Annotated in this window: 10 protein-coding genes; 2 read left to right on the top strand and 8 right to left on the bottom strand. The window is 33.8% G+C overall.

Annotated features, from left to right (window positions below):
* Positions 1 to 5: 5 nt before the first annotated feature.
* The 6 genes from IEW45_RS02550 to lysA form a co-directional block, all read right to left on the bottom strand.
* A complete protein-coding gene (locus IEW45_RS02550) occupies positions 6 to 623 on the bottom strand; it encodes a YiiX family permuted papain-like enzyme (RefSeq protein WP_188619653.1) in 618 nt (205 codons plus the stop codon).
* Positions 624 to 690: 67 nt separating this feature from the next.
* Entirely contained in the window at positions 691 to 2,112 is a 1,422-nt protein-coding gene (locus IEW45_RS02545) for an alkaline phosphatase (RefSeq protein ID WP_188619652.1), read from the bottom strand.
* Between the two features lie 163 nt (positions 2,113 to 2,275).
* Positions 2,276 to 4,402, bottom strand: a complete 2,127-nt coding sequence (locus IEW45_RS02540; RefSeq protein WP_188619651.1) for an Ig-like domain-containing protein — start codon at positions 4,400 to 4,402, stop codon at positions 2,276 to 2,278.
* A 237-nt stretch (positions 4,403 to 4,639) separates the two neighbouring features.
* Positions 4,640 to 5,476, bottom strand: a complete 837-nt coding sequence (locus tag IEW45_RS02535) for an HAEPLYID family protein (protein WP_188619650.1) — start codon at positions 5,474 to 5,476, stop codon at positions 4,640 to 4,642.
* A 223-nt stretch (positions 5,477 to 5,699) separates the two neighbouring features.
* Positions 5,700 to 5,939 carry a hypothetical protein gene (locus IEW45_RS02530; RefSeq protein ID WP_188619649.1) on the bottom strand — a complete coding sequence of 80 codons (240 nt, stop codon included), beginning with the start codon at positions 5,937 to 5,939 and terminating at the stop codon, positions 5,700 to 5,702.
* A gap of 135 nt (positions 5,940 to 6,074) precedes the next feature.
* Positions 6,075 to 7,301 carry a diaminopimelate decarboxylase gene (lysA, locus tag IEW45_RS02525; protein WP_188619648.1) on the bottom strand — a complete coding sequence of 409 codons (1,227 nt, stop codon included), beginning with the start codon at positions 7,299 to 7,301 and terminating at the stop codon, positions 6,075 to 6,077.
* A gap of 440 nt (positions 7,302 to 7,741) precedes the next feature.
* On the opposite strand from lysA, the gene sucC reads away from it, so the two are divergent.
* The gene (gene sucC / locus IEW45_RS02520) at positions 7,742 to 8,935 is read left to right on the top strand and encodes an ADP-forming succinate--CoA ligase subunit beta (protein WP_188619647.1); all 1,194 of its coding nucleotides are present in this window, start codon (positions 7,742 to 7,744) and stop codon (positions 8,933 to 8,935) included.
* A gap of 91 nt (positions 8,936 to 9,026) precedes the next feature.
* Complete coding sequence (locus tag IEW45_RS02515; RefSeq protein ID WP_188619646.1) at positions 9,027 to 9,983, top strand: glycosyltransferase family 2 protein; 957 nt, start codon at positions 9,027 to 9,029, stop codon at positions 9,981 to 9,983.
* 12 nt (positions 9,984 to 9,995) lie between these two features.
* Here IEW45_RS02515 and IEW45_RS02510 read toward each other — a convergent pair whose 3' ends face one another.
* Positions 9,996 to 11,450: a hypothetical protein gene (locus IEW45_RS02510; protein ID WP_188619645.1), complete on the bottom strand. Its 1,455-nt coding sequence runs from the start codon at positions 11,448 to 11,450 to the stop codon at positions 9,996 to 9,998.
* 124 nt (positions 11,451 to 11,574) lie between these two features.
* Positions 11,575 to 13,746: a bifunctional alpha,alpha-trehalose-phosphate synthase (UDP-forming)/trehalose-phosphatase gene (locus IEW45_RS02505; RefSeq protein ID WP_188619644.1), complete on the bottom strand. Its 2,172-nt coding sequence runs from the start codon at positions 13,744 to 13,746 to the stop codon at positions 11,575 to 11,577.
* Positions 13,747 to 13,924: the final 178 nt, after the last annotated feature.

Raw genomic sequence — 13,924 nt, 5'->3', positions numbered from 1 at the left:
AAAATTTAGTTTGAAGTAACAGTATAAAGCAAATCGCTTTCAAAAATAGCTGCGGGAGAAATTACTTTTTCATTTAAAGGAATAGTATTCCCGTAGCATTCTTTCATTTTTTGCTGTACCATAGGGTGGGAGAGGTCAAACTCTTTTAGTTGCTGCAGTTTTCCAACCTCTAACCCTGTTGATTGTTTGTATAACTTCCATACCAGTTCAGAGCAATATATACGCTCATTACTCCACTCAAAATATAAGTCATAATTTTTACCGTTCATACTTTTACCTATGCTTTTCATTTGGTTTAAAGCCTTTTTGGTAAGTACCTCATCTGCATTTTTAAGTCGTTTTACTACATAATGGTTATCCTTCCCTCGTGCTATCCACTTTAATAATGGAGTTTTCTTTACAGGTTGTACCGCTTCAAAAACAAAATAGTTACCATCTTCTTTATAAATAATACCGCAATGTGAGTATTTAGAGTTTGTAGCTAGCTGTATAGCCTTACTTTGTGCAGATGTTGAGGTCTGGAAAATAATATCACCATTTTTAAGCAGTGAAACATCAGGTTGTTTGTTATTACAGCTAACAAGTAATAATAAAAAACTAAAGACTATTAATATATTCTTCATAATGAAACTAAGTTATAAACAAAAAGCTCGGTATAACCGAGCTTAAAGATATATATTTAATTTGAGCTTAAAACTTATTTTCTACCTCTGCTGCTTGTAGCATTAAGTAATGCAAGTCTGTATTTTTAACAAAAGGCTTTAATAACTCACTACCGGGACCAAACATTGCCAGTTCAACATGGTCTGCGGAATGCTGCATACTAATCCAGCCTATTGAATTATACTTCTTTTGTATTTCAGCATATTTTTCAAACGGAACATTTTTATAATTGTAAAGCCCGTTTTGTTTACCAAATGTACCTGTGTAGTAGCTTAAAATGGTTTTGGCTTCCTCATCGGTAATAGCATGACCGTTAGCATAATCAACAAGTTCTTTTACTTGTGCTGTTGTTGAAGTTGGCTTAATTTCGTTTAATATCCACTCATTAGTTTGTTTATAGTTTTGCAAGCTGTCAAAATTATCATTAGCTTCTTTACCATATATAATACCCGGGTTGGCATTACCATGGTCAGTTGTAATAATTACAAGTGTTTCACCATCTTCTTCAGCAAAGTCTATAGCTACTTTTATAGCCTCATCAAAAGCAACCTGGTCATATAAAAGTGCTCCTACATCATTAGAGTGTGCTCCCCAATCCACTTTACCGCCTTCAACCTGTAGAGCAAAGCCTTTTTTGCTCCCTTTCATGTGATCTATAGCTTTCTGAGTCATTTCGGCAAGGGTAGGAGTACTGTTAGTAAGCTCTTTGCTACTGCTACGGTCTAAACTATAGGGCATAGCATCTTCACCGAAAATACCAAGTACAGGATTATTATTTCCTGCTTTGTTCATTTCCTGAGTGTTGCGTACTATTTGCCAGCCTTTTGCTTTGTACTGGCTGTATAAGTCTTCCCCGTCGGTTCTTTTTTCCGCATTAAAGTATTTATCTCCGCCGCCCATCATAATATCAAAACCTATTCTTAAATAGTCTTTAGCTATTTCAGGTTGTGCATTTCGGCTGTTACTGTTAATACAAAAACCTGCGGGAGTAGCGTGTGTGATAGGTACTGAAGTAACACAACCTACTTTTTTACCACTCATTTTAAATTTTTGAAGGATAGGTAAATGTTCCTCTCCGTTAGGACCAACATTTAAAGAACCATTGTTAACCCTGAAACCGCCTCCCCAGGAGGAACTACCTGCAGCAGAATCGGTTACTATGGAACTTGCCGAAGCTGTTTCCATTAATGCACGGCTTACACGCTGGTCTTTATATAACTGAATCCAGTTAGAACTTCTTCCCATTTTGCGGTTAAGGTATATGTCAGCCATGTTTAATGTACCTGAACTCATACCATCGCTTACTAAGAATATGATGTTTTTTGCTTTTTTATCTTTACCGGTAAGGCTATCAAAATCAATTAATTCCTGATCTGTTCTAAAAGGGTTTAATACAGCAGCTCCTATAGTAGCCAGTGAACCTGCCCTGAAAAATTTTCTTCTGTCCATTGGTATAAATGTAGTTTCCCCAAAAATAGCAACAAATTGTGAAACATAATTATTGGCTACTGTTATTTTATGGTTAGCTCAATAAAGCTATAGAAGTATATATAGAAAAAAATCCCGCTAATTGCAGCGGGATTTTTTTAAGAATAGAATACTATAAATTTATTTAGTTCTTACTTATCCTGATTGTTTTTACGGCTGTACCCGAATATATTTTTACAAGATATATTCCTTGTGAAATAGCTGACATATTAAGTTGTATGTTATCAGAGTTAAAAGTTTGCTCTTGTACTCGCTGCCCTAGAAGGCTATATATTTCAACCTTTTTAATAGTGTTATTGTTAGAGATATTAAGTATACCATTTGTTGGGTTAGGGTAATAGTTAAAACCTGTAAATGTTTGCTCTTCAACACCTGCAGTACTTGTAACATTTACAGCAAGAAGTTCACTGGTACATCCGTCTATAGTTTGGCTTACATAATAAGTCATTCCGCTTACAAGCTCCGTAGTATCAGGTAAAAGTATTGTACCTTCCGCATCACTATACCATATCAGGTTATTTCCTGTTACATTAAGATCGGCAAGTGTTTCGCCTTCTTCAAAAAGCTGATCTGTTTCACCTGTTGGCAGTGCAGGAGTAGCATTTATATCTATAACTACAGCGGTTAATTCACTTTCGCACTCACCTGATGTTTGAGAAACATAATAAGTTCCTGAAGTAAGCAGGGTTTCTTCAGCAAGAACTTCTCCTTCAACATCGATATTGTACCAGTTATAGGCTGCTCCTGAAGGTGATAGGTCTGATATCATAGCACCGCTACAAAGTTGCTGATTCTCAGCTAAAGGAGCTTCTATATCACTAATGCTTACAGTAAATGAGGCACGTGTACTTTCGCAGTTGTTTAATGTTTGTGATACATAATAAATACCTGATGTAAGTTCTGTTTCATCAGTAAGAGCAGTTCCTCCTGTTTCATTCGTATACCATGCAAGATTCTCACCTGTTGCACTTAGGTCGGCTACTGTGGCAGCATTACAAAACTGAAAATCATTAACTGCTGGTGCAGGTGTATTGTTTATAGTTACTGTAAACGCTGAAAGTTCACTTTCACATCCGTTTATGGTTTGCGATACGTAGTATGTTCCTGTAGTAAGCGCCACATCTCCTGTAAGGGCTGTGCCACCCGATGCTTGATCATACCACGAGAGGTTTTCCCCTTCAGCACTTAACTGAGATATAACTGCCTCATTGCAAAACTCAAAATTTTGTACTGCTGGAGCAGCAGCGTTAGTTATAGTTACAGTAAATGACTCACGAGCACTTTCGCAGCCATCTACAGTTTGTGATACATAATAGGTACCCGAAGTAAGGTCAGCATCACTTGAAAGAGCTGTACCACCTGTAGCAGTATTATACCAAGCAAGGTTTTCGCCTGTAGCACTAAGGTCGGCTATTGTAGCTGAGGTACAAGAATCAAAATCTTCTACTGTTGGTGCCGGGGTAGTGTTAACATCTACAATAACTTCCTGTCTGTCTGAAACACAAACAGTACCCGGTGTATAATTCCAGTTATAAAAGAAATAGTATACACCTGAATTTCCTGTTCCGTTGTTAATTGTTCCTGCTGTAACAGAACCAACGCTACCTATAGGATAAGGAAAGTTATTTCCTGAACTAAAATCGCGTATCATTGCCGGTCCGCTGGCAGCAACAAGTTTATAACCTGTTCCTGCGGGGATACTAAAACCAAGTGGTACAGTAAACTGTACAGGGTTTGAGCCTGAACCTCCTGCGGGAGCCGATACGGTTACAGTCTCAATAAGTTCATAATTACTGTTTTTAAGTTGCATTACTATATCTCCGGGAGTAGAGGAAGTAAGAAATACATCTACAGAGTTTAATATAAAAGGTTCAGAAGCATCAAAAGATAAACCCCAAGGTGAAGTAACATCAACCACAGTAGTACCTGAAGCACCTGTAGGAGCCAGTTTACCTCCACCTGATGTTGGTGTTCCGCCTACAGTTTCTCCTTGAGCTTCTGCCCAGTAGGATGTTGTAGCAGTTACAGGGGGAGTTTCAAAAGTTGTTCCGGTGCCTATAGCCGTGCCTCCGTTCTCTGATGTATACCAGGCAACGTCTGTACCGTCAGTTGAAGCAGTAAGAGTAGCGGAAGTGCCGTTACAAACAGTTTCGGGACCGCTTACATCAGTAAGGCTTGGTGGGGTACATTGTGCTTGTATTGTTGCCGGTAGAAACAGCATAAAAGCAAAAATTAAGTAAATTTTTTTCATGGTGGAATATTTTTATTAAGTTTTTAAAGTATTAAAAAAATATCAATTAAAATAAATTTTAACAGTATTTTGAATGTATGATTTTATTTTTTTATTATAATTATATAAATAAACCTTGCATGTAATAGTGTTTTATGAATTATCTTCTCTGTTAAGAATTCAGTATAAAAGACTATTTATTATTTTAAAAAGTAAAAAAAATCCTGTTATTTATAACAGGATTTTATATAAATTTTTTTAGTTAGCAGGTTCATATATAAGCCTTAAAAAAGCGCTAAAGCGTTCATTCCTTTTACTAAGAGGGATACCTGTAACAATCCCTACTAAGAGATTCTCGGCAAAATCTACTCGCATTTGCGGGCGTATTATCATATCAAAATCATCATCAGATAATCTTTTATTGAATTCTAAACCTACAAAATTTCGTGTGTCCGGTATCATATAATGGAAATTAGAATTTATTTCCCACTCCATTTCTATTTGTGATTCATTAAAATGATGAAAAAATTGTGGTCCTGTATATAGTAAGGAATGTATACCCTTTCCCCAGTTTTTAGCGGCTACAAAAAAAGGATTATATATATTTCCTGTAACCAGTTTTCCTTCATTGTAATTATTGAATTCGGTTAATTCAAATTCATGTATATAACCAATAGCCATAGAGGTTTGCCATTTCTCTGATACAAAAAAGCTATATTGGGTAGCCATCTTTAAACTGTTTAATTTATTTGCCGGTGCAGATTCAGCGGTTGTACGGTAGTATAATGAGAAGGGTAATTCTATTTCAAACCCTAAGCGGTCTATAGGAGCCCATTCATATTCTATTAAGGCTATATATTCATCGTAATTATTGTTATCAGTAAGCCCTAAACCTATATTCCATTCTTTTTCTCCTTTCCTTGCACCTAAATCTCTAATCAGGTCAATATAAAGTGGTTCAGCATGTAAAACTTTAGGGGGTAGGTTGTTTTCTTCTGTATTATTTTGTAAACTTTCGTTATTTATATTTTGGGCATAGTTTGTTACAGGTACAAAGCACAAAGCAATGACCCATAATGATATTACATATTTCATATGGATTTTAAAATTTGATTTAATAAAAATAGATTGAAACCTTTATATTATAAAGAGGTTTAAAACCTTATATTAAACCAAACTATCAGGTGGAGGGGACGGAATTTTATAATAGATATATTTAACCTTTTGGGCTAAAAAAGAATAGTTATTATTATTACAATATTTATTTATTCTTATAGAAGTATGTCTTAATTGTGACAGGTAAAAATCAATATTGTTTTTATTTTTTTTTTAAAGAAGTTTCTGCATCATCATCATCATCATACTCAATAATAACATCATCAAATTTTAAAACCTTTTCAATGACTATTTCCAGTATACTTTCCTGGTCATTTATTTGTAAACTGTCAGTTGCAGCAAAGTTATGCGTATCAGGTGAGTCTACACTAAGATTAAGGATATAGAGTGCTAAAAAAAAGCAGAGCCTTTTATATATGTTAGTGTTTAGCTTTTTACTCACTATTACAGGTAATTTTTTTGAGTTACGGCAAAGATATAGAAATTACTTTTTTGAAAGTAAGAGTATCTGTTAATAAATGAATCCCGCTTTCAGGGCGGGACCAATCATAAAAATGATATAAACTAGTTGTGCCATTTATATAGTAGCAGGTTCAGTTTCAAAATCTACAATAACCTGTTTGCGAATAATATCGTCCAGCGTTTCTCTTTCTCTTATTAAGTACGCTTTATTTTCATACCACAGTACCTCGGCAGGGCGAACACGAGAGTTATAATTACTAGCCATAGAAAAACAATAGGCGCCGGCATTACGGAAACAAAGAATATCTCCTTCGTTAATCTCGGCTATTCTTCTATTGCTAGCAAAAGTGTCTGTTTCACATATATAACCTACTATACTGTAAAATCGTTCTTTACCTTTTATGTTAGAAAGATTTTCTATATGATGGTATGAGCCATATAGCATAGGGCGCATAAGGTGGTTAAAACCACTGTCAATCCCTGCAAATACTGTAGAAGTTGTTTGCTTTACTACATTTACTTTTGCAAGAAAATAACCTGCCTCGCTAACTAAAAATTTACCCGGTTCAAAGCAAAGTGTAAGTTCTCTGCCATACTCTTTGCAAAAGTTATTAAAGCGTTTGCTTAGTTTTTTACCAAGCTCTTCTACATTGGTTTCAATATCATCTTTTTTATAAGGTACTTTAAAACCACTACCAAAATCTATAAATTCTAATTCTTTAAATTCAGTGGCTGCTTTAAATAGTATTTCGGCAGCATACAGAAAAACTTCAATATCTAAAATATCCGATCCTGTATGCATGTGTATACCATTAATATGCATACCGGTGTTTTCTATAATTCGTAGCAGGTGCGGCATTTGATGTATAGATATACCGAATTTGCTGTCAATATGCCCTACAGATATATTACTGTTTCCTCCTGCCATAACGTGTGGGTTTATACGTATGCAAACAGGGGTAGTAGGGTGCTTTGCACCAAATTGTTCCAGTATAGAAAGGTTGTCAATATTAATTTGTACTCCCAGTGCTGCCACTTCTTCAATTTCTTCCATTGACACGCCGTTGGGAGTGTATATAATATTTTCGGGAGCGAAACCTGCCATTAATCCAAGCTGAACTTCTTGTATAGAAACAGTATCAAGCCCTGAGCCTAAACGTTTAAGCAATTTTAATATAGATATATTACTTAATGCCTTAACCGCATAGTTTATTTTAAGACTGTTTACCTTATTAAAAGCTTTTTCCAGTCTTTGGTATTGCAATTCTATTTTTGCTCCGTCATATACATATAGCGGGCTGCCGTACTCGTTTGCCAGTTGTAGTAACTGATTTGTTTCCATTTCTATAATTATTAATAGAACAAAAGTATATACGGAATAAACAGCAATCAAAAAATATAATACTATATAACAAAATATAACATTTTGTTTTAAATAAAACTTTTTATTTTCTTTTTGAAATAAAAAAAAAGCCCGACTTATAAACACGGACTAAATGTTTACTTACCGGGCAATTAATAGAAGTACATAATAATAAATAACTAAACTTTATTTATGGACAAAACTACTCTCTTAATTTCTATATTATTATAGGTATTAAAACTCTAAAAACAACCGTTTTTATATATAGTAGATACCCTTTGCTTATCAAGGTTGCGTAAAGGCAGTATCATTTTTTAAATACCTGTTGTTTTTTGCAGGAAAAAATTTAAAAATACTTTCAGCCATTGGATGTATTTTGCTATTTTTGTTGCACTTTTAATAAGATAAACCCACGAATTATGAATTTACACGAATATCAGGGAAAACAAATATTAGCAAGCCACGGAGTACGTGTACAGCGCGGTATTGTTGCTAACACTGCTGAAGAGGCTGTAGAAGCAGCAAAAAAACTTACTGATGAAACAGGTACCGGATGGCATGTAATTAAAGCACAGATTCATGCAGGTGGCCGCGGTAAAGGCGGAGGTGTAAAACTGGCTAAAAACCTTGATGAGGTTAAAGATATTGCCGGACAAATTATAGGTATGGACCTAGTTACACCACAAACTCCTCCAACAGGTAAAAAAGTAAACAAAGTACTAATTGCAGAAGATGTTTATTATCCCGGAGAAAGTGAAACTTCAGAAATTTATATGTCTGTACTTCTTAATAGAGGTAAAGGACGTAACATGATAATGTATTCTACCGAAGGTGGTATGGATATAGAAGAGGTTGCTGAAAAGACACCTCACCTAATCTTTACTGAGGAAATTGATCCTGCTGTAGGCTTACAGTCATTTCAGGCAAGAAGAATTGCTTTTAACCTTGGTCTTTCAGGTAATGCATTTAAGGAAATGGTAAAGTTTGCTGCGGCACTTTACAAAGCATATGTAGAAAGTGATGCTTCGATGTTTGAAATTAACCCGGTGTTAAAAACGTCTGACGATAAAATACTTGCTGTAGATGCTAAAGTATCTCTTGATGATAATGCTTTATACAGACAAAAAGAGTACGCTGAAATGCGTGATATTACAGAAGAGAACCCAATTGAAGTTGAAGCTAAAGAAGTAGGTCTTAACTATGTTGACCTTGACGGTACAGTTGGTTGTATGGTTAACGGTGCTGGTTTAGCAATGGCTACTATGGACTTAATTAAGTATGCAGGTTTTGAGCCGGCTAACTTCCTTGATGTTGGTGGTACTGCTGATGCTAAGCGTGTAGAAACTGCTTTCCGTATTATATTAAAAGATCCTAATGTAAAAGCTATCCTTATTAATATATTTGGTGGTATTGTACGTTGTGACCGTGTTGCACAGGGTGTAGTTGATGCATATAAGAACATGGGAGATTCAATCAATGTTCCGATTATTGTTCGTCTACAGGGTACTAATGCGGAAATTGCTAAAGAACTTATAGATAACTCAGGTATGCCAATACTTTCAGCTACTTTATTCCAAGAAGCTGCTGACCAAGTTAAAGCTGCTTTGAGCTAAAAGAATAAATATTCTTACCTTTAAGAAGATAAAAATCCTACGTAATTAAAACTTCGTAGGATTTTCTTTTATATTATGTAATTACGTTATTATGACCATTCATCCTCAACCCATTATAGGTATTGTTTCTCCTTGTTATAATGAAGAAGAAATACTTTACGAAACTTCTAAGCAGTTACAAATATTATTATCTCAGTTAATAGAGAAAAATATTATTTCAGATAAAAGTTTTATTGCTTTTGTAGATGATGGAAGCCATGATAAAACATGGACTATAATAAACGAATTAGCAACTAAAAATAACCTTGTAAAAGGTTTAAAACTTGCCGGTAACGTAGGGCACCAAAATGCTTTATTAGGAGGGTTACTCACTTTTAATGATGATGCAGATGCTTTAATATCTATAGATGCCGACCTTCAGGATGATATAAGTGTTATTGAGGAAATGATTGTTAAGTATACTGAAGGAACAGATGTTGTTTATGGTGTGAGAAAGCAAAGGACAACAGATACCTTCTTTAAGCGAAATACAGCTTTATTATTTTACAGAATGATGAAGATAATGAAAGTAAATATACTTTATAATCATGCTGATTTTCGTTTATGTAGTAGCAGGGTAATTAAAGCGCTGTCCCAATTTAACGAAGTTAATCTTTTTCTTAGAGGCATAATTCCATCTATAGGCTTTAAAAATGATGTAGTTTATTATGACAGGCTTGAGCGTATGGCAGGAGAATCTAAATATCCATTAAAAAAGATGCTTACTTTTGCTTGGAATGGAATTACTTCCTTTAGTACATTTCCCCTAAAAATAGTTACAAGAATAGGAGTTATTATCTTTATTTGTTGCCTTTTTATGAGTGTATATGCTCTTTATTCTTTATCTATGGGTAATACTGTTCCGGGTTGGGTTTCTACCGTCTTACCAATGTATTTTTTAGGAGGTATCCAGTTATTATGTATTGGTATTGCAGGAGAGTATATAGGCAAAATATATGCTGAGGTTAAACAGCGCCCAAGATATATTATAGATAAAAGAGTAGATTAACATTTCTACTCTTTATTTTTCTTCATCATAATAAAACAGCACCTCTCTTCCGGGTGTTATATTCCAATGCTTTAATAGCTTTGCTACATCTTTACTACCCTCTTTTTCGGTATTAAAACTCCATAAACCTAAAATACAATTTCTTTCCAATTTTACTACATTACTTTTAGATTCTGATAGTATTATCATGCTTTCTTGCTGGCAAATGTTAGAAGCATTTTTCTTGTTTTTTACTTCAAAAAAGACAAAAAGAACGGTAGCACATATACAAAAAATGGTCGTTTTTGTTTTAGGCAAGTGTTTTAGTAATACTATAGATGTTGTTCCCCATATATAATATATAATAATAAGTACAGGGAATAAAGTGTCCCGCCTTACTATAAGTGGACGATAAAATCTATAACCTCCTAATGGCAGAAGTAAGGTATATAGTACACTGAATACTATTAATAAGAGTGTAATTTTAAGCTGGTTCTTATAGTTCTCCTTATAGTATTTATAGGTAACTGTAAGGTTAATAATGCATAGTAGTACAACGAATAATAAACCGGATTTAGGTTTTAAAAACGCATCTACAATACCATTAGCAAGTTTTATAAAACGTTCCGTTAAAGAAACTTGTTCAACATAAATATTTTCTATGTTTTTGGTTCCTATATACATAGAGTAAAAAGAGAAAAGCAGCGTAATAATAAATAGTATTAATACACTTCTTCTCATTTTGAAGACAGCATTAAACGCTGTATTTATTTTATAGTCACTTAAAAAGCCTTTTATAAATATATAACCAAAAATTACTGTTATAGCAACTATTAGCATTGGTGCAGTAAGCGGACCGAAGAATACTAAAAAACCGGCAAATACTATCCAGGAAATAATAAAAAGGGGAGAGCTAGACAATTTACCTGTGAATAAGTATTTATAAAAAGGTAATAAAAACAGTAATAAAGCACAGAAAGGTAACGCATAAAACATTACATAAGTAATAGCAGGATCAATTATGGCCATATATTCTTTAATAGAAGATGAACCCGTATAAAAAAGCGGATTAATAAGTACAGCGGCTATTATTATTGATTTCCAACTAAAATTATTCCAAGCACTTACATAATAGCTAATTAAAAATAGTAAAAGTAAATGCGTTAAAAATTTCATTAAGTATATTGATAAGAATACACTTTGAACAGGAGATACAAAATTTTGCAAGAAAAGAGGAATATTCAAAAAATATTCTGACATTATGAGGTGTGCAGTATATCGGTTAGTAGCACCATATTCTTCGCCTTTTAAAGCACTTAAACCCAAAGGATCTTTTAAAACTTTATCATAAGGAGGAGCTGATACTACAATTCGAGATACATCACCATCAATTGTAGATTTACTGTATTGAATATATGAATGAACAAGACTTCCTATTAATACTATTGAAAGAAAGAAGTAAGTAAGGTTGGATTTTATAAACTGCACGTATTTTAATTTTTTAGCAAAAATATATTATTTTTAATAACAGCAAGAATTACGTACAAAAAAGCCTGAGTTTTAACTCAGGCTTTTTTGTATGGTTTTGCACTTAAATTTTGTCTATCGCTGTCTAATTCTCCAGTTCATTTAAGAAAGTTAGTACTTCTTCTACAGTATTTAGCCTATATTTAGCAGCAGTATTACCTTGCCCTACTTTTACTGAAAATTCATTTTCACCGGTAAGCATTTCAAATAAATCTTCGTCAGTTTTATCATCACCAAAAGCTAAAACAAAATCATGCTCTCCTTGAGTTAATATATTGTTTTTACACGTCATACCCTTATGTGCCATAAAGTGTTTTACTTCAATAACTTTATTACCGTCAATAATTTGGGTAGGGGTGTTATACATATGGTTTTTCAGTAGCATTAACAACTCTCTTGAAGTATTAAAACCTTGTTTTTCAGAAACGTTACGGTAATGGTAGGCTACACCAAACTCTTTTACTTCTATAAAACTTTCAGCGTTACTGTCTACATAATATTGCATTATATCAATAACCTGTTGTTTCCATTCCGGTTCGCCTTTAATTACAGGAGTCCATTCCGGATTTTTTACATATCCACCGTGTTCTGCTACCATACCTATCGGTAAGTGTCCTAGCCATTGCTCTAAAAAATCTCTGTTTCTACCACTCACAATCCAAACTTCATTTTTAGGATTGGCAGCTAAGTTCTTTAATACTTTTATTACATCATCCCCGGGAGTTGCAAGTTCCGGTTTAGACTGTAAATTAACCAAAGTACCGTCAAAGTCTATTAATAATAATCTTTTTTCAGCAACTTTAAATTTATTTAGTAATTCTTTTTTAGCCTCTGTTTCAAGTTGGGTAGACTTAGAGTCAAGTTTATGTATTTTTTCTGTTTCATTTAAAAACTTGGTAGCCCAATTAAATACATCATGCTTTTTAAGATAGCGTTGCATACGTTCCAGTCGAACTTCTTGTTCTTTTTCATTCATATTCAAAGCGTAAGATAGTTTATCTGCTATCATTTCCGCATCAAAAGGATTTATGGTAATGGCTTCTTTCAGGTCTTTAGCTGCACCTGCCATACTGCTTAATATAAGTGCACCCCTTAAATCTTTTCTTGATGCAACATACTCTTTTGCAACAAGGTTCATACCATCACGTACCGGAGATATAAGTGCTACATCTGCACTGGTATATAAGGCTATAAGTTTATTAAAGTTAACAGGCTGGTACTGGTATACCACGGGAGTCCATTTATAGTTACCCATATTACCATTAATGCGCCCTATACTAAGCTCAATCATTCGTTTACGCTCACCATATTTCTTTATTTCTTCTCGTGAAGGCACTAATACTAAAAGAAACACAACTTTTTCGCTCCATTCAGGGTATTTTTTAAGGAATTTCTCAAAAGCTTTGAGCCTGTTAGTAACTCCTTTAGTATAGTCTAACCTGTCTACAGAGAAAATTATTTTTTTATCCTCATATAGTTCTTTAATCTCTTTTCGTAACGTTACTACACGGTCGTTATCATAAGCTTCATGAAACTTATCAAAATCAATACTAATAGGGAAAGATCCTGCTTTTGTACGGTGTGATTCCTGGCTGAAAATAAAATTTTTATGAGGAACACCCAATATTTTTTCAACACACTCGGTAAAGTGGATGGTATTATCCCATGTATGAAAACCTGCAACATTACTGCCCAGTACACCATTAAGGATATATTTTTTAACCTTGTTAGGTAATATTCTGAAAATTTCAAAATTTGGGAAGGGTATATGTAAAAAGAAGCCTATTTTGGCATCAGGCTGCAATTTTCTAAGTAAATGTGGTAATCCTAAAAAGTGATAATCATGTATCCAGATAATATCTCCCGGTTCATAAATATCACTTACTTTTTGCGCTACAATTTCATTAGCTTTTTTATAGGCTTCAAAACCATCGTCAGTATATTCTACAAAAGAAGGGAAATAGTGAAATAGTGCCCATAATACAGAGTTGCTGAATATATTATAAAACATCCGGTTTAGTTGTTTTTCTAAGAAAACAGGTTCAACCTCAAAGTTTTTGTCGTAACGGTTTTTATTATTTTCCCAAGTGGTTTTGTCAAAATCTGCAATGCCTACCCAAGTAAGATCTACATTACTTTTTTCAGAATAGGAGAGTACTGCTGTGGCCAGTCCTCCGGCACTTTGTGTAATTTTTACGTTGTCTTTACTTTTTTTAATTGAGAGTGGAAGTCTGTAAGAAACGGTTATTATTTTCATTTCAGGTGTTTTGCCCGCCTTAAATAATTAAATAATTTTAGCGGGACTGTTTTCTCAAATTTACAAAACACCGTATTAAAAAAAACTTTAATATATGTTAAGTAACATATAATTAAGAGCGTTTTATTGAATGAATAAAAACTGGAAAATTTAATGAAAAATAAAAAAAATCTCCCGC

The sequence above is a fragment of the Flavobacterium suaedae genome, from assembly GCF_014642915.1.
Taxonomy (GTDB): Bacteria; Bacteroidota; Bacteroidia; order Flavobacteriales; family Flavobacteriaceae; genus Flavobacterium; species Flavobacterium suaedae.
Note: the sequence above shows the minus strand (reverse complement) of the source record. Positions and strands in the feature narration are given on the sequence as shown.